Consider the following 17079-nt stretch of genomic DNA (forward strand, 5'->3'; position numbering starts at 1 on the left):
GTTTATAGTTTCCACATCGCACAGCGGTACAGAAATAAGAAAGGAATATGAAAAGATGATTAAGTGGAATTTTCCCGGAAATCAAGACGGCCAGATCAAAGGCGTTGCTGATGCTGGAATTGAAAATTTCAATGGAACTGAACTCGCTTCGTTGGCCAGAGAAAACTGCCAAAATTCGTTAGATGCTGCTTTAGATGATGCGAACCCGAATGTTCTCGTTGAATTTGAGCGATATTTTATTGAAGAAGATAAAATTCCAGGAATCGTTGAATATCGCGGGATACTGCAAAAATGTAAGTTGTTTTGGGATAAATCAAAAAGTGAGAAAGCTAAAACATTCTTAAAAACTGCTGTAAGTAAGGCGCACGAGAAAAAAGGATTTGTTTTACGAATTAGTGATTACAATACTACCGGCTTGTCAGATCCATATACTAATTCAAGTGATGCGTTCGATTTTAAATTTGACGGATGGAATGCATTAATTAAGATTGATGGCGGTGCCAACAAGGATGGTGACAAGGCTGGTGCTTTTGGTATAGGAAAAAGTGCGCCGTTTAGTAATTCATACTACAGGTTGGTTTTTTATAGAACATTGAATCAGGCGGGTGAAAGAGCATCTCAAGGAATATCAAGATTGATGTCTTATCCAGACGGCCAAAATATGACAAGTGGCGTCGGATACTATGGGAATCCGGATGGCAACAATCCTGTTGAAAATATAATTGAACTTGAATCTTTAAACCAGCGTTCACAAACTGGAACAGATGTATTTGTGTATGGATTTAAGGCTAATAGTGATTGGGAAGATGAGATCATTACTGCGATGTTGGAGAATTTTTTGATGTCCATATACAATGGGCAATTGTGCGTAAAAGTGCAAAAGAGCGAGATAAATTCAAAAACTTTAGGCGGCTATATGGAAAGAGTTCATCGGGATTATCCAGGACCGACCAAGGGTACATATGGCAACTATTTATGTTTAACCCGGACTGAGGATGTTAAGACATTTTCGATGGATTTTCATGGGATGGGAACACTTCAACTGAGAATTTTGGTTGACCCAACTGAAAAGCTTGATAGGAAAGTTCTAATTGTAAGAAAGGCAGGAATGAAACTATTTCGCCTTGGAAACATCTCAAAATTGGTTCCATTCACAGGAATCCTGGAGCTTAAAGGTAAGGCAATTAACAATTACTTTAGAGCAATGGAAACTGTAGCCCACGATAATTGGGAACCGGGGCGGCATTCAGATCCAAAGCAGGCAAAAAGATATTATGAAGAAATAAAAGAATGGATCAGAGGCATTGTTGCTGAATTGGCTGAGCACACAAGTGATGATGAGATGGACGTAGAAGGTCTGAGCGGAGTGCTTCAACAAGAGCCAGAAGCAGTTGAGTCAGGAGAATCTGATAATAAGCGGGAGAATTTGAATGATCACCTTGGAAATATTGATATTATAAAACGTCCTGAAAGCACTCCGTCAAAAGGATTTTTCTATGGAAAAGGAGACGCAGGAAAAAGCGAATCCACAAGCACAAAAGGAACATTAGGCCCTGTTGGCGATCCAGGGTTAAGAATTTTAAAGGGAAAACGAAAAAGGAAAAAGCTCGATTCGCATAGAGGCATTCCAGATCCGGAAGGAAAAGATGTAGTGTCTCAGAAGAAAAAGGGCAGAGAGACTAATTGCCCTTTGAAAAACGTTCGTATAATAAAGAATGGTACGGGTGTTTATTCTATCAATTTTGAAATACCGTATGATGTGGAGTATGGAAGAATCGAACTTGTAACAGTTGGAGAAAACGGTAAATCAAACCAAATTCGTATTAAAGGAGCCGAGGCAGTTGGCGGCTGTAAGAATGTGAAAATGAGTGGTTCCTATATAGAGACTGAAGGATTATCATCTTCTAACAGGATAAAGATCACAGTACACCTTGCAGATTCGAGGGATTACGCTATGGAGGTAAACGTATATGAACATAACTAATAGATTGTTTGCCTATCCAGTGCTTAGTGATGAAAAGGCTGACTACAAAGAGTCAATATTTAATGTTGATTTCGAACAGCGCATGCAAGGTGTTAATAGCCTGCAGCTCAGTTTTGATATAGCTATGAATTGTCGAGAGCTGCAAGAAATGATACTGAACGGCCAAGCTGAATATGTAATTCACTTAGAATGCACGACGACAGCTTATAGGGAAGTACTTCGTTCTGTATCGAAACATATAGAACATGTAATTCCAATCAGCAGAGTTAATGGAACGCTGGATGCTGCCGCGTTTGTAATCTTAAAAAAACGAGTAACAAAATTCTTTAGTAGCGATTGGGTTGAAGATTTTGATGGAATGACTTTTGACCTATTTCAGGGTTCAATATTGGCCTACCAGAATTTGACGAGTTTAGATATAACTAAAGATTATGAAGAATTTACAAATGCTGGTTCAATATTCACAATCTATAAAAGAGTTACTGACGAAGATAAGCCGGCAGAAATAATGCTTGATTCGCCTAAAATAAGAATAGGTCTCGGAAGTCATGATTATGATGTGTATTCCATATATTCTGCAAAGACGGAGCTTCAACCACTTTTCCATTCAATGCTGATTTTACCGGCATTGGTATATGTGTTTGAAGAGCTCAAGCAAGATGATGGAGAAGAAACTTATCATAATAAAGAATGGTTTTTAGCATTAGAAAAATCCTATGCTAAAAGAGGAATAAGATTTATGGATGAAGTGCTTAATAGTGAGAAGACTTCATATCAGCTCGCACAGGAGGCTATGGAATTACCAATAAGCAAGGCAATAAATCAAATTCCAGTATTTTTTGATACTACGGAGGAGGACTCGTGATGAAACTATATATAATGAAACGAGATGCTCTGGAAACATTGAAAGCAAATCTTCCGGCAGTCTACGGAAAATACTACACAGAGAGCTCCAACAAGTGGATATATGATATTTGCGGCGATGATCCCTTCACTGAATTTAAGGATGTTGCAGAGTTTAAGTTGGCAAGCCTTAATGCAGATCTGACTCCAGGCGAAATCGATCTCAATAATTGCAAAATATTATATGAGAAATTGATGTTCTTAAGCGAATCACAGGCAAGCGACGAAAGGCTGTGGGCAGGGCTTACGCATACGACGTTTTACGAATACATGAGGCAGCGCTGGGGCTATGGACATGAAAAAAGGCCTAAGAGCGCTGAAAAGGAAGTCGGTGCTATTCAGACAAGATTTTTCTATAAAAACTCCAGCAGAAGCGGATTTTATAGAAACACATTATCAAAATGTTGGTGGGTAGGACATAACACGTTCAATCCTAATAATGACAAGAATCACTTTGAAAGTTTGGACATCATTGGAAGCAATGACCTTAACTCTAAAATTAATGAGTTCTTCTACAATTTTACCTTTTCGTCAAATCCGGAGGTTATGTCAGCAATTATTGAAGCTCTCCGTGTATTTAAAGAAGAAGGAAAAGTACTTTCGGTGAGAAATCACATTCGTCCAGCAATGTCATATCTGAACGCGGTAGGAGGTTCAGTAGTTATAGACTGCTTATCGCAAGAAGAAATTACAAATATCTTCTCTGATGCAATTACCGCTATTATGCAAGGTGATACGCCTTCGTTGAATTTGGAAGGTGGTGTAGAAGACATTGATTATTCGGCCGATGATGAGCAGAACTTAGAATCCGAGCCGGATGAGCTGGAGGTTATATTGGGATGTAAGGTTGTAATTCACAACACAGACGATGAAACAAAGACGTTTAAATATGATCTGATGAATGGGGCTTTGCCTAAAGCTCTTGAAGTGTTCACTGGTCATAAAGTTGGCGATATAATTGAGATGCTGGGAAAAGAGTGGAAAATCGTAGATGTGATTTTATGAAAAAGCAGCTCTTGACTTAGCAGAACGAGGTTTGATGGATTGAAATGAGATTAGAGGATTGTAGATATGTTTCCGCATACCCACGGATTTTGGATATATTCCCGCAGACGCTCGACATTCATAATGGTGTCTCGGGGCATGTTGAAACCATTGTACTTTTGTCCCACAAATCACCAGATAGTGTCATTAATGTGACGGTGGAATTTGGAGAAGGCGCGGGAAAAGTACCTTTAGATACAATAGCAGAGCGGGCAAAGAAATATCAGCCTAAACCGAAAATTACATATAAAATTATACAGGAATATATTGAAAAGAAATATGGATTTAAAGTACATACTGCGTATATTGTAGAGGTGAAAAGGTCTTTAGGCTTAACAATGTATGATGCTTCTAATGCGGTAGAAGAATTAAAACATTCGAGGAAGCGTCCACCGAAAGAGAAGGTAGAAGCGATAACGGATGCACTTAAATATTTTGAGGTAATTTAATGGATGAAAGGATTTATCAGATTGCAGAACAGATAGTTGAAATACATCAAAAAGCCTATGAGGTTTATTTGCCGCTGGTTGAAGATGTGTGTAGCAGAACCGTGTCAGAAGTTGAACTATCACATTTGCTTGATTATTTACTCGACTTTGAATGTGATGAAAAAATATTGGGGTTGTATAAGAAAGTGTGTAGAAAATATTTATATGTATATCCGAGGTGCATTAAATTTTATATTGAAGAGTATCGGGAGATGTGGGAAGATGAAAACAAATAACTATTTGGCAGAACATATCTAAGAGAAGAAACAATTACAATGCTTGAGGAAGTTTGTGATATTATTATAGGAGGAGCAATGGGAAAAATAATTAAGGATACAATTCATGCAAATGGAATAGATATTGGTATTTATACGCAGGATTTTGATAATGAATTTATTTCATTGACAGATATAGCTCGATATAAAAGTGATGACCCAACAGCGGTTATTCAAAACTGGATGAGAAACAGGGATGTAATAGAATTTTTGGGATTATGGGAAAGGCTTCATAATCCAGATTTTAAACCCCTCGAATTCGAGGGGTTTAGAAAACAGGCAGGAGCAAACGCATTTACAATGTCACCAAAGAAGTGGATAGAAGCTACAAATGCCATTGGCATTGTTTCAAAAGCGGGACGTTATGGCGGAACATATGCCCATAGTGATATTGCTATGTCTTTCGCAACTTGGATTTCGCCTGAGTTCCAATTATATATTATGAAGGATTATAGAAGATTAAAGACAGATGAAAATAGTCGATTGTCTTTGAACTGGAATTTGAACAGAGAGATTTCTAAATTGAATTACAGGATACATACTGATGCGATAAAAGAAAATTTGATTCCGCCAGAATTAACGCCTGCACAGGTGGCCTACACATATGCTAATGAAGCTGATATGCTCAATGTAGTTTTGTTTGGAAAGACAGCTAAGCAATGGAAAGACGAAAATTTAGCAGTTAAAGGAAATATGCGGGATGTGGCAACTCTGAATCAATTACTTGTACTTGCTAATTTGGAAAGCTATAATGCTGTATTGATTAATCAAGGGAAAGACCAAAAAGAAAGAATGGAATTGCTTAGGCAGTTGGCGGTGCAGCAGTTGCAGACATTGGAATCGGTAAGCTTAAATAATTTACCGAAATTAAGAGTAAATACATAGAAATGATTATTCTAATGCTTGGGAGCCACCAATTTAAAGCTTGAATGGATAGCAGAAAGGCGGCGACATCTTAGGATGTTGCCGCTTTTCTGCGTATGGAGACTATTTTCTGCGGTTGCTTTTATGCTTGTACACACCGAGACCAAGATAGTCACAGAGTGCATTATAAGCATTGTTGATTTCTTCACGCCCGCGATTTGGCTTGAGTCCAATTTTGTTACAGATTTCTTCGATTGAAACATGCTGTTTGCTAAGTTTGATGATTTCAGCATAACGAGGATGTTCTTTTTGAAAGTGGGTGAGTGCAAGAGCATAGAGCTCTTCTTCTGTTAAAGCATCAGATGCACATGCTGCGTCTTCTGGAGATTCAGCTTTTTCATCAGCCACATCAAAATCTTCATCTGCATAACAGTAGTCTAAGGAAAGAATGTCAAATCGGTCCTTCAAAGGATTGTAACGTTTAATTTGCTGATTATGCTGATTTTCACATCCTCTGCAATGTTTAGATTTTTGACAGCAGATTGGTTCGCCGTCTGCCTTGTAACCCATAATGCATCGCCCCTCTTTACGTTCTTTCATGTAATTGTTGATTTCGTTGTTGAAGCCTTCCATATAGGTTTCAAAGCCTTCAATTTTTATAGGAATGAAACCTATACGGAATTTGAACTCTCCGTAGTGAATGGTTGTACAATGCTTCTTTTCTTCTGCTTTTAATTTGTACCCATTCTGAATCCACCAAGGTGCTAATACCTGTCCGGGTTCAAGCGGTACTCCGTCGATTGATGTTCTGTTGCTGTACTTATAAGGATTTGCAGTTGTGTTTGCCATAACGATTTCCTCCATTGATTGGCTGGGAGGAAACCTCACGGCGATACTTTGCTATAGTTCTGTGGCCATACATTTCGGAATCCTCCTAATTTGCAAATCGCCAGCTTGCCCGTATAGAGGAAATGCCAGGAATAAGATAACGATGGGTTTGAATGGCAATATTCTTGAAAAATGTTGAAAAAGGGGGATTCAAAAATTAAAATATTCGTGGTAGAATGAAGTTATTCGACAGAGGAATATTTTATTCGAGAGAGGAATGTTTGACGGTATATGGCATTTAATATAGAAATTACGAAAGAATGCTTGGGTGAACATGTAGACCACTTCAAGGCGTTTCGTATGAATTTTTGAAGGCGTTTTGTTCAGTATACAAAGGGAAGAATTGCCAGGGAGACGGAACCAAATAACAAGTTTTTTGATTCGAGTAGTAGGTGACAGTATGGCATTAGCGATAGATGTAATTAAAGCTAGACTTAGGGAGACGTTTGGACAAGATTCACAAGAAACAGTTGGAAAAAAATTAAATATGACGCAGGGAAATGTAAGTAAATTACTTTCTGGTTCGCAGCAACCGACATTAGAAACGATATATCATGTATCAGAAATTTATGGGGTGTCTGCTGATTGGCTGTTGGGTTTATCTGATAAGAAAGAAATATATAAAACGTGTGAAGGAACAACGTATACTACAGCAGTAAGAAACCTTCATGAGCTAATCCGACATGGCGCATTAAAAATGGAAGAGAGTGCAAATGCATTATCCTTTAAAGTCTCTGATCCATTAATAAAGATGCTGACGAAGAAAAGCGTGACGATATATAAAACAGATAAAGAACTTTATGATAATTGGAATGCAATGTTAACAACTTAGTAGTGGTATGGTATCAAGAGCGAGAATACAGCATTAAATTGACAGAAATATAACAAAAAGTATATTGGGTGAGATAAAAAAGGGCAGACTTCCCCCTTGGTGCTAGAAGCAAATTTTAAAAATATTTCTCTGACGCCATGGAGCATAGAACCGCGGGACATCACCACCTTTCAGAAATGATAGTTAGTGTGTTGCCTTGTTATTGTAATGATGCTTTACCTTTCTGGGAATATCACGTGGATTTGACTCTTTGCATCCTTTTTTATCCCGTACCCGATGTGATACGGCAAAACAAAAGATGTCCCGGATTATGGTAAATTTTTCGGCAGGTGTCTCAGAATCCATATATTCTGGAAGCCGACGGCTCAGGCAGCCGACGAGCTCATTTATATTTGTCATGTACCTGTGCTTATTGTTTTTCTGGTTAATGGTACGGTCGATGATCCCGTCCGTTTCCTTCTTAATAGCAAGGGTGAGGTTCGCAAGCAGAATGGAGATCCAGAATTCCTGAAGGATCGAATTTTCGGAATAACCGCGAAAGTCCGTAAGCCCTATTTTTTCCTTAATCAGCTTATAATCTTCTTCCACTGGCCATCTAAGAAAGTAGCACTGGCGGAACAGACCTTGATCCAGGCCAAAATCATTTGTGATCAGTGTTTCCAGTGTCTCGCCTGGAAGATAGAACTTTAGGACGCGGACTTTCCTGTCATCCAAAACGAGAATGTGGTCGGTGATCCCATACTGGTCTGCCGGTGCGGGAAGCGCATCAATCGCATTGTTAAATTTAGACCTGAGCCGGAAAAGATACCCTGCATGGATCGTGTCTTCGATATAAGCGATCAATTCTTTGGAAGCATATCCCCTGTCGAAGACAAACATGGTGTATAATAAGCTTGCCCGTGCTTTGTTTTTGATATTGTCCATATGTCTCATGGCAAGTGTACGCTCATCCACATGGATTGGTTCGAACTGGGCATCAAGGACGCGGTCATTGAGAACGTCAAAAGCAACACTGGCAATGGCAGTGGGAGAGCTAGCACCTCTCCCGATGCTGCCATATTGATCAAGGAGAGCTTTCCGGTTGGGAAGCGGGATCTTAGAGCCGTCAATGGCTATGATCTGCCGTCCCCATACCCCCAGAAACCGCGCGTGGAAAGGAAGGGAATCCTGGCTGCAGAGGAAATCCAGCATGCGCTCAAAAGCTTCTTTGAAAATGGAATGGCTAATTTTAGAACGCGCTTTGCTGAAAGCCTGCTGTGAGCAGCTGACAGAGGGTGCTCCCGATTTCAGTTTAAGTTCATGAAAAAAACTATCCAAGGAGGCAGAGATTGTCTTTTTAACATTGCCGAGTAAAAGTTTAACCAAAGTCCAGTAAGGAAGTTTTCCGCAGTTACGGGTATAAGCGCCTTTTTGCCTGCGCGCCCTGTCCAGGGCATTTGGGTCAAGCAAAGTGTTGCAGATAATATCGGCGAGAATCTGAATGAGTTTCATAAATGCAGCTCCTTTCAAAAATGTACTATAATCAGGGGCTGCGCCGCAAATTTTGGTTATTTTGTCAATAGTAAATCTAATGAAAATATCAGGAAATTTTTGTGCAATATTTTGAGCTCACTCTTTAGAAAAACGATACAAAAAAGCACAGGAAAATCCTGTGCCGATGATAAGATGATATAAATTTTAAAATATCAAACACTATATATTGTGGTTGCTTTAGTTAGGTTGTTAACATTGAATTGGAATGAGACAAAGCTTGCTTTATTCCAGGACCGCCCTCTGATTTGGGAAGGTACTTGGAGTATGAATGGCTTGGATTTTTTGACTGGCGAAGCTATGACAGAGGCGAATTGGCTGGAAGTATGGGATGAAGCGAAAAAGGCTGAGGATGATTATGCAGATTTAATGAGTGATAATACAGGACCTTTTGGAGAGTGAGACAGGAAACGATGGATGATTTGAAAGATATAATCAAAGTACGTTTAGCGGAATTATTTGAAAAAGAGACACAGGAAATTACTGCAGGAAGATTGCAGACCACACAAAGTAATATTAGTAAATGGCTTAGTGGCGCACAGCTAATAACCACAGATAATTTGTACCGAATTGCAAAGACGTATAATGTGTCTATTGATTGGCTTTTAGGCATAAGTGATGTAAGAGATATAAATGGTCTGAACATAAATAACCTTACTTATGAGCAGGTTGCCAGAATTATGGACAAGTTAATTATCAATGACAACATGAAAATTCTGAACCATAAAGAAGCGGTAAGGCCAGATAGTGTTGACGATTATGGTGAAATTGAAACCAGTGGAATTAAGATTGAAATTCGCCCGGATGATAATACGGATTACATAAAAATCAAGGATAGATTGTTGTCTTACATGTTGAGACGTCGTTACAAAATCTATGATGTTGGAGATGACATGGTTGATTATTGGTATAACAGTTCTTTGCCAAATTTCAAAGGGCTTAAAGTTGTGAATAATACAGGAAATATGCAGGATGCTCTTGATGCGAAAGGGTGGGCTGGTTTTCAGGATGCAGATTGGATTAATTTGATAGAAGAAATATCAAGACTTTCTGAGGAAGAAAGAACTGCGTTGATACAGGAAATCGAAAACAAGAAAAAGGAAGGGCAATAACATGGCAACAAAGAATACTGCGGATATAGGATTTGAAAAAGAAATATGGGATGCTGCGTGTGTCCTTAGGGGAAACATGGATGCTTCTGAATATAAGAATGTCATTCTGGGACTTATTTTCTTAAAATATATTTCTGATAGTTTTGAAGAAAAATATCAGGAACTTGTTGAAGAGGGCGAGGGATTTGAAGAGGATAAGGATGAATACTATTCTGAAAATATCTTTTATGTTCCGGTAGGTGCCAGATGGAAGGATATTGCAGAAGCTGCCCATAAGCCGGAGATTGGTACTGTTATTGACAAGGCCATGATTGCCATTGAAGCGGAAAATAAAAAGTTAAAAGGGATCTTGCCGAAGAATTTTGCACGTCAGGAACTTGATAAACGTAGACTTGGTGAAGTGGTAGACCTCTTTACCAACGTAAAGATGATAGACGGAGCAGATGAAAAAGACCTATTGGGCAGAACATATGAATACTGCCTTAGAAATTTTGCCGAACAGGAAGGTAAGAATGCTGGACAATTCTATACACCATCATGTGTTGTTAGAACGATTGTAGAAATTCTGCAACCGTTTAATGGTCGTGTGTATGACCCATGCTGCGGTGCGGGTGGAATGTTTGTACAGTCCGCGGAATTTATTAAACACCATCAAGGGTTAATAAATGATATATCTGTCTATGGACAAGAATCGAACCCTACCACATGGAAGATGGCAAAGATGAATCTTGCAATCAGAGGCATTGATTGCAATTTAGGAGAGTTTCCGGAAGATACATTTTTGAGTGATCAGCATCCAACTATGAGAGCAGATTATGTAATGGCAAACCCGCCTTTTAATCTTTCTTCTTGGGGAGCAGACAAATTGAAGGAAGACCAGAGATGGAAGTACGGAACACCTCCAGCGAGCAATGCGAACTTTGCGTGGATTCAGCATATGCTTTGGCATTTGGCACCAAATGGAAAGATGGGTATGGTACTGGCGAATGGTTCACTCTCTTCACAAAGTGGTGGTGAAGGTGAAATTCGGAAGAATATCATTGAAGAAGATTTGGTGGAGTGTATTATTTCACTTCCAAGTCAGTTGTTTTACACAACCGGTATTCCAGTGTGCTTATGGTTCTTATCAAAGAATAAGACGCAAAAAGGGAAAACGCTTTTCATTGATGCACGTAAAATGGGAACGATGGTAACACGTGCATTAAGAGAACTCACGGATGGTTCGGATGATCCGGAAAAAAATGATATTGGGAAGCTGTCTGAAACATACAATGCATTTGTAGCAGGTACATTAGAAGATGTTCCGGGATTTTGTGCTGTTGTTACAACAGAAAAGATTGCTGAGCAGGATTATATTTTAACTCCGGGTAGATATGTAGGCATTGAAGAACAGGAAGATGATGGAGAGCCATTTGAAGAAAAGATGGCCAGATTATCTACAGAATTATATGGTTTATTTAAAGAATCTCATAAGTTGGAGGCTGAAATCAAAAAGAAGTTGGCTGCGATTGGCTATGCTGAGTAAGAGGTGAGAAACTTATGTCGCAATGTCACTCAATACTCCTGGTGTCATATCAGTATCAGGAGTATTGAGGAACATTTCCTCATATAATGCTTTTGCTTGTTGAGATAAATTATTGTTTAACCTAAATACTCCCACCAACGGCGGGAGATAAAGCCAACGGAACTGCCGTTGAGTCGTTCTCTGGAAAATAAATTTGAAGGAGAATGACCTATGAAACAACAGATTATTTCAGAGGTGATGCAGCAAATGCTGCCACACCTCGACAATGCCCAAATGCAGCAGCTGCAAAAGGCACTTGAAAATGCACTGTTTGGCTGTGAGATCACAGTACAGATGGAAAAGAAGGATACAGACGATAATCCAAAGCTGATAGATGCTTTTGTTTCGGCAAAGCGGATTGAAGGTTGTTCAGAAAAAACGTTGAAATATTACCGAACAACTATTGAAACAATGGTGTCTTCGATAGACAAAGGTATACGTCATATTCGGACGGAAGACTTACGTTCTTATCTGACAGATTATCAGTTGTTCAGCTTTTTCTCTTGGCGGTATCGAATCTCGTCTGCGTGAAATGGGTAAGCAGTTAGATATACAAAAAGTCCAGGCATAAGAGAATAGATACGACCTTGCAGTATGCAATGGTCAAGCAGAGCAATGAATATATTGGTTAGGAAGGTGACAATATGGCAGAGTGGCTTGAAAAGACTTTAGGAGAGGTAACTGCGTTCATAGCAAAAGGTATACCACCTAAGTATACAGAAGAAGAAAATGAAAATACGATACGAGTGTTAAATCAAAAGTGTAATAGAAATTTTGAAATTTCGTACAGCGAATCAAGAATTCATGATTGCGCAAAAAAGAAAATTCCTGCAGATAAAATGCTGAGAATAGGAGATGTTCTGATAAATTCGACAGGAACAGGAACTGCTGGCAGAGTTGCGCAGATGATAGAAGTCACAGTGCCTACGACTATTGATGGACACATGATTCTTATTAGACCTTCGGAAGAATTAGATCCCATTTACTACGGGTATGCTGTAAAGTCATTTCAATCTCAAATAGAAGGACTGGCAGAAGGATCCACGGGTCAAACCGAAATTAATAGAAGACGTTTGCAAGATGAAATAATTATCAGGTATCCAAGTGATAAATTGGTTCAGAAGAATATAGGAAGCTTCTTAGCGAATATTGATGAGAAAATCAAGACAAATACAGAAATAAACAAGAATTTATCTGATCTCTTGCAAGCAATATATCAAGAGCAATTTGGCGATGTCAGCTTGGTAGCAAATCAGGGTATCCTTTCGGATATTTGCTCGTATTCCAAAGAAAAGGTGGCTGTTTCTGAACTGAATGTCAACACCTACTTCTCAACGGAGAATATGTTGCCTGGAAAAGCTGGTTCAACTGAGGCTGCGAGTCTTCCGGCTACACCACAGACTACTGCCTGCCAAAAGGGCGATACATTGATTTCCAACATTCGACCTTACTTTAAGAAGATTGTCTACTGTGAGGACATGTGCGGATGTTCAACAGATGTTCTTTGCTTCACACCGGTTCAATCTCAATATGCAGCGTATTTATTCAGCACTCTATATACTGACAAATTCTTTGCATTCATGGCGGCTGGATCAAAAGGGACAAAAATGCCCCGTGGAGACAAGCAACAAATTATGACATACTCTGTTGTTCTTCCATCGAAGGAAGAGTTAGAAGAGTTTAATGCCATTGCTTTTCCAGTTCTTGAGCAGCTTAACTCTAACAAGACTGAAAATAAGCGACTTTCAGCGCTGCGTGATGCATTATTACCAAAGCTCATGTCCGGCGAGATTGACATCTCAGCTATCGACCTCTAAGCTACCCGTAGACTCGAAAACGGCCTTGCCGTTTCCTCGTTACCGCCGCAATCTACTTTTTCCGCATATTTCCGTTCCTGATGCGGCGGTAAATTATCGTTTATAGCACTAAGATAAAACAAATTTTAATACAAATAGGAGGTGAAGATATATGTCTGGTTTTAATGAATCAAGTTATGAAAATTCTATTGTTGAATTGCTTGAAAGCCTTGGATATACACACCTTTATGGACCTGACGTAAAGAGAGACACACGTAATCCTTTATATGAAGAACAACTGAGGAGTTCGCTGGAATCCATCAATCCGAAGTTGCCTGCGGTGGCCATTGATGAGGCTATCATGAAAATCAAGGAATACGAGGCTGGAAGTCTTGTGTCCAAGAATGAAATCTTTACAGATTATATTCAAAATGGCGTTACGGTAGCATATCAAAAAAAGGGAGAAGAGGTCAGTGAAATTGTAAGGTTAGTGGACTATGGCAATCCGGCTAATAACAGTTTTGTTGTGGCAAATCAGTGGACGTATGAGGAATATGAAACAAAACGTCCAGATGTGGTAATATTCCTGAATGGTATGCCTGTTGTTGTTATGGAATTGAAGTCTCCAAAGGCAGATTCTGTTACCATTGAGGACGCATATCAGCAGATTCAGAATTATAAGAAATCTATAGGGAGTTTCTTTAATTATAATGCTTTTTGTGTTATCAGTGATCAGTCACAGACAAAAGCCGGTACTATCACTGCTTCGATTGACCGTTTTATGGAATGGAAAACTGTTGATGGAGATTATGAAGATACAAGGTTTGCAGATTTTACAACTTTGATAAAAGGTATGTTTGCAAAAGACCGATTCCTTGATATTCTGCATAATTTTATCTGCTTCTCTAAGGAAATTACGGGGAATGCTAAGATATTGGCAGCATACCATCAGTATTTTGCTGTAAAGAAAGCAGTAGAATCTACCAGAAAGGCAAGTGCAGATGGCGGAGACGGTAGAGGTGGTGTGTTCTGGCATACACAGGGTAGTGGAAAATCTCTATCTATGGTTTTCTATGCAAAATATTTGCAGGAAGCATTGAATAGCCCAACGATTGTTGTCATTACAGATAGAAATGATTTGGATGACCAGTTATTTGCCCAGTTCTCAAAATGTAAAGATTTCCTGAGACAGACTCCAGTACAGGCTGAAAAGAGACGTCTATCAGATGAGGAAAAGAAAAATGGTTCTAAGACTATTGCCCTTATGGACTGGCTGGATGGAAGAACTGCTAATGGTATTATCTTTACTACCATGCAAAAGTTTGAAGAAAGCGATGAACCACTTTCTCAGAGAAGAAATATTGTGGTAATGGCGGATGAAGCACACAGAAGCCAGTATGGATTTGAGGAACGTGTCAATGCCAAGACAGGTAAGATTACCATTGGTAATGCAAGGCGTGTCAGAAATGCCCTTCCTCATGCAACATACATAGGATTTACCGGAACGCCGATAGAGTTGGAAGACAGAAACACATTAGAGGTGTTTGGTAATTACATAGATATCTATGATATGTCCCAGGCTGTAGCGGATGGTGCGACCAAACCGATTTATTATGAGAGTCGAGTGATCAAACTGGAACTTGACCCAGAGATTGTGGCACAGATTGATGAAACCTATGAACGCCTGAAAGCTAATGCGAATGAGGTAGATATCGAAAAGAGCAAACATGAGTTAGCTCATATGGACAGCGTCCTTGGTACTCCGAAGGTGCTTAATTCTTTATGCACAGACATCTTGGAACATTATGAAAATTGCCGACAGTATGAACAGACTGGCAAGGCTATGATTGTTGCATATTCCAGACCGATTGCAGTAAAGATATATCAAAAAATCCTTGAAATGCGCCCAGGATGGGAAAGCAAGGTTAAGATTGTCATGACCGGTGGTAATCAAGACCCGGTGGAATGGAAAGAACTGACTGGAAACAAGTCATATAGAGAAAGCCTTGCAAGAGAATTTAAGGACAATGATAGTGAATTTAAGATTGCCATTGTAGTGGATATGTGGCTGACAGGTTTCGATCTTCCATCAATGTCTACCATGTATATCTTTAAGCCGATGAAAGGACATAATCTGATGCAGGCTATCGCCCGTGTTAATCGTGTATTTAAGGATAAAGAAGGTGGTCTGATTGTTGATTATATTGGAATTGCTTCTGCTTTGAAAGCTGCCATGAAACAATATACAGAATCGGATCAGAAAAAGTTCAGTAATATGGATGTAGCAAAGACGGCCTACCTGAAATTTCAAGAGAAGTTATCTGTATGTCGCGATTTGATGCATGGGTATGATTATAGCGATTTCATGACAACCGAGAGTGATCTGCGAAGAGCGAATCTCATAACAGGTGGTGTGAACTTCCTTTCTGCTCCGGAAAATGCAGAAACTCTGGAGAATTATCTGACTGAATGTTATATGATGCGACAGGCATTTTCAATGTCAAAGAGTATAGCGACAGCAGATGAGAGACGTGAAGAGGCATATTTTGAAACTGTCAGGTCAGTATTGATTAAGGTGGTTAAGCCAGGTCCATTATCCTTTAAAGAGATGAATGCCCAGATAAATGAATTGCTCAAGCAGAGTGTGCAGAGTGATGGAGTTATTAATCTGTTTACGGATGTGGATACAGAGTTCAATCTGTTTAATACAGCATTTATGGAAGAAGTGGCAAAAATGCCGGAAAAGAATCTTTCTATAGAATTGCTGAAAAAATTGATTGCCGAGCAGGTAAAGATTTATAAGAGAACCAACATTGTAAAATCGCAGGAATTTTCATCTATGCTTGATAGGGTGGTTAAATCTTATCTGAATGGAATGCTGACCAATGAAGAAGTTATAGAAGAACTGATGAAGATGGCTCAGGACATCAGCAACGCACACAAAGCTGGCGATGAAATGGGGCTGTCGGATGAGGAACTTGCTTTTTATGATGCATTAACAAGACCGGAGGCAGTAAAAGATTTCTATACAAATGACCAGCTTATTGCAATCACAAGAGAGTTGACAGAGGAACTTCGCAGTTCACGTACTGTTGACTGGGAAAAGAAAGAATCTGCAAGAGCGTCCATGAGAAAGAAAGTAAAGAGACTACTTAAAAAATATAAGTATCCACCGGAAGGAATGGAAGACGCATTGAGAATTGTTATTGAACAGTGTGAGATGTGGGTGGATAATGAAGAGCATATTGTGGAAACTAACAAAAGGATGGCAGCATACTATTCTGTACTTGCAAACAAAAATTAAATGAATTAGCGGCTTTTGGAGTGAACCAAGAGCCGCTATATTTGCTTTATAGGAAATTCCGAGTTTTTGAGACACAAAAAAACATTCGTTCGCTGAACAAAATAGGTTTAGCACATACAAGATTCATGGCATTGACTCAATCTGTGATTATTTAGACAGGCATTCTAAGATATTTCTAATATTGCAAAGGAAAAGTGCAGTTGCATTGGAGAAAATAATGAAAACCGTAAAGGACGTGTCGGAGTCTTGTAAAATGCTATGAACGACATGTAAACAGCGGGTAGCGCATATTGAAAATGTCAACCAAATGATTTATAATATACCTTAACGTTACTATGTTCTCAGAAACTGGGTTTCAACAGAAAAGGTGAGATTATGAACACATCGAATTTAATTAAGAATCTGTGTAAAGAAAAAGGAATATGTGTTGCAGAGTTGGCTTGTAGGATTGGTCAGACACCCAGAACTTTAAAAAGAAACTAAAACGAGAAACAG

At 39.1% G+C, this 17079-nt stretch carries 15 protein-coding genes; 13 read left to right on the forward strand and 2 right to left on the reverse strand.

Annotation, left to right across the window (positions count from 1 at the left end):
• Positions 1–55 precede the first annotated feature (55 nt).
• From AC6I3O_RS10340 to AC6I3O_RS10365, 6 genes are all read left to right on the forward strand, one after another.
• A complete protein-coding gene (locus AC6I3O_RS10340) occupies positions 56–1984 on the forward strand; it encodes a hypothetical protein (RefSeq protein ID WP_497850806.1) in 1929 nt (642 codons plus the stop codon).
• Positions 1971–2849: a hypothetical protein gene (locus tag AC6I3O_RS10345; RefSeq protein WP_497850807.1), complete on the forward strand. Its 879-nt coding sequence runs from the start codon at positions 1971–1973 to the stop codon at positions 2847–2849. Before AC6I3O_RS10340 ends, AC6I3O_RS10345 begins: the two co-directional genes overlap by 14 nt.
• On the forward strand, positions 2849–3892 hold the full coding sequence (locus AC6I3O_RS10350) for a DUF6339 family protein (RefSeq protein WP_497850808.1): 1044 nt from the start codon (positions 2849–2851) through the stop codon (positions 3890–3892). The genes AC6I3O_RS10345 and AC6I3O_RS10350 overlap by 1 nt, the downstream gene beginning before the upstream one ends.
• 44 nt (positions 3893–3936) lie before the next feature.
• Positions 3937–4380 (forward strand): hypothetical protein, encoded by a 444-nt coding sequence (locus AC6I3O_RS10355; protein ID WP_497850809.1) that lies wholly within the window; start codon positions 3937–3939, stop codon positions 4378–4380.
• Positions 4380–4655, forward strand: coding sequence for a hypothetical protein (locus AC6I3O_RS10360; RefSeq protein WP_497850810.1), 276 nt, complete (start codon positions 4380–4382; stop codon positions 4653–4655). The genes AC6I3O_RS10355 and AC6I3O_RS10360 overlap by 1 nt, the downstream gene beginning before the upstream one ends.
• Before the next feature lie 78 nt (positions 4656–4733).
• Positions 4734–5579 carry a KilA-N domain-containing protein gene (locus tag AC6I3O_RS10365; protein ID WP_497853447.1) on the forward strand — a complete coding sequence of 282 codons (846 nt, stop codon included), beginning with the start codon at positions 4734–4736 and terminating at the stop codon, positions 5577–5579.
• Between the two features lie 102 nt (positions 5580–5681).
• Here the strand turns inward: AC6I3O_RS10365 and AC6I3O_RS10370 are convergent, their stop codons facing one another.
• A complete protein-coding gene (locus AC6I3O_RS10370; protein WP_497850811.1) occupies positions 5682–6407 on the reverse strand; it encodes a hypothetical protein in 726 nt (241 codons plus the stop codon).
• Between the two features lie 439 nt (positions 6408–6846).
• Between AC6I3O_RS10370 and AC6I3O_RS10375 the strand changes: the two genes are divergently transcribed.
• Complete coding sequence (locus tag AC6I3O_RS10375; protein ID WP_497850812.1) at positions 6847–7278, forward strand: helix-turn-helix domain-containing protein; 432 nt, start codon at positions 6847–6849, stop codon at positions 7276–7278.
• A gap of 183 nt (positions 7279–7461) precedes the next feature.
• Here the strand turns inward: AC6I3O_RS10375 and AC6I3O_RS10380 are convergent, their stop codons facing one another.
• Positions 7462–8769, reverse strand: a complete 1308-nt coding sequence (locus tag AC6I3O_RS10380; protein ID WP_497850542.1) for an IS4 family transposase — start codon at positions 8767–8769, stop codon at positions 7462–7464.
• Positions 8770–9075: 306 nt separating this feature from the next.
• Here AC6I3O_RS10380 and AC6I3O_RS10385 point away from each other — a divergent pair, with 306 nt between their 5' ends.
• From AC6I3O_RS10385 to AC6I3O_RS10410, 6 genes are all read left to right on the forward strand, one after another.
• Positions 9076–9210 (forward strand): hypothetical protein, encoded by a 135-nt coding sequence (locus tag AC6I3O_RS10385; protein WP_497850813.1) that lies wholly within the window; start codon positions 9076–9078, stop codon positions 9208–9210.
• Between the two features lie 11 nt (positions 9211–9221).
• The gene (locus AC6I3O_RS10390) at positions 9222–9920 is read left to right on the forward strand and encodes a helix-turn-helix domain-containing protein (protein ID WP_497850814.1); all 699 of its coding nucleotides are present in this window, start codon (positions 9222–9224) and stop codon (positions 9918–9920) included.
• A 1-nt stretch (position 9921) separates the two neighbouring features.
• On the forward strand, positions 9922–11445 hold the full coding sequence (locus AC6I3O_RS10395) for a class I SAM-dependent DNA methyltransferase (protein ID WP_497850815.1): 1524 nt from the start codon (positions 9922–9924) through the stop codon (positions 11443–11445).
• Positions 11446–11655: 210 nt separating this feature from the next.
• Positions 11656–12015 carry a phage integrase N-terminal SAM-like domain-containing protein gene (locus AC6I3O_RS10400; protein WP_497850816.1) on the forward strand — a complete coding sequence of 120 codons (360 nt, stop codon included), beginning with the start codon at positions 11656–11658 and terminating at the stop codon, positions 12013–12015.
• Between the two features lie 113 nt (positions 12016–12128).
• The gene (locus AC6I3O_RS10405) at positions 12129–13301 is read left to right on the forward strand and encodes a restriction endonuclease subunit S (protein ID WP_497850817.1); all 1173 of its coding nucleotides are present in this window, start codon (positions 12129–12131) and stop codon (positions 13299–13301) included.
• A 151-nt stretch (positions 13302–13452) separates the two neighbouring features.
• Positions 13453–16584, forward strand: coding sequence for a type I restriction endonuclease subunit R (locus AC6I3O_RS10410; RefSeq protein ID WP_497850818.1), 3132 nt, complete (start codon positions 13453–13455; stop codon positions 16582–16584).
• The last annotated feature ends 495 nt before the right edge of the window (positions 16585–17079 follow it).

The organism is Sporofaciens sp. St.21A7 (assembly GCF_059728535.1).

Excerpts from the sequence above, each read along its gene's own strand:
- AC6I3O_RS10340 (WP_497850806.1), top strand. The coding sequence starts at position 56 with ATGATTAAGTGGAATTTTCCCGGAAATCAAGACGGCCAGATCAAAGGC.
- AC6I3O_RS10345 (WP_497850807.1), top strand. The coding sequence starts at position 1,971 with ATGAACATAACTAATAGATTGTTTGCCTATCCAGTGCTTAGTGATGAA.
- AC6I3O_RS10350 (WP_497850808.1), top strand. The coding sequence starts at position 2,849 with ATGAAACTATATATAATGAAACGAGATGCTCTGGAAACATTGAAAGCA.
- AC6I3O_RS10355 (WP_497850809.1), top strand. The coding sequence starts at position 3,937 with ATGAGATTAGAGGATTGTAGATATGTTTCCGCATACCCACGGATTTTG.
- AC6I3O_RS10360 (WP_497850810.1), top strand. The coding sequence starts at position 4,380 with ATGGATGAAAGGATTTATCAGATTGCAGAACAGATAGTTGAAATACAT.
- AC6I3O_RS10365 (WP_497853447.1), top strand. The coding sequence starts at position 4,734 with ATGGGAAAAATAATTAAGGATACAATTCATGCAAATGGAATAGATATT.
- AC6I3O_RS10370 (WP_497850811.1), bottom strand. The coding sequence starts at position 6,407 with ATGGCAAACACAACTGCAAATCCTTATAAGTACAGCAACAGAACATCA.
- AC6I3O_RS10375 (WP_497850812.1), top strand. The coding sequence starts at position 6,847 with ATGGCATTAGCGATAGATGTAATTAAAGCTAGACTTAGGGAGACGTTT.
- AC6I3O_RS10380 (WP_497850542.1), bottom strand. The coding sequence starts at position 8,769 with ATGAAACTCATTCAGATTCTCGCCGATATTATCTGCAACACTTTGCTT.
- AC6I3O_RS10385 (WP_497850813.1), top strand. The coding sequence starts at position 9,076 with ATGAATGGCTTGGATTTTTTGACTGGCGAAGCTATGACAGAGGCGAAT.
- AC6I3O_RS10390 (WP_497850814.1), top strand. The coding sequence starts at position 9,222 with ATGGATGATTTGAAAGATATAATCAAAGTACGTTTAGCGGAATTATTT.
- AC6I3O_RS10395 (WP_497850815.1), top strand. The coding sequence starts at position 9,922 with ATGGCAACAAAGAATACTGCGGATATAGGATTTGAAAAAGAAATATGG.
- AC6I3O_RS10400 (WP_497850816.1), top strand. The coding sequence starts at position 11,656 with ATGAAACAACAGATTATTTCAGAGGTGATGCAGCAAATGCTGCCACAC.
- AC6I3O_RS10405 (WP_497850817.1), top strand. The coding sequence starts at position 12,129 with ATGGCAGAGTGGCTTGAAAAGACTTTAGGAGAGGTAACTGCGTTCATA.
- AC6I3O_RS10410 (WP_497850818.1), top strand. The coding sequence starts at position 13,453 with ATGTCTGGTTTTAATGAATCAAGTTATGAAAATTCTATTGTTGAATTG.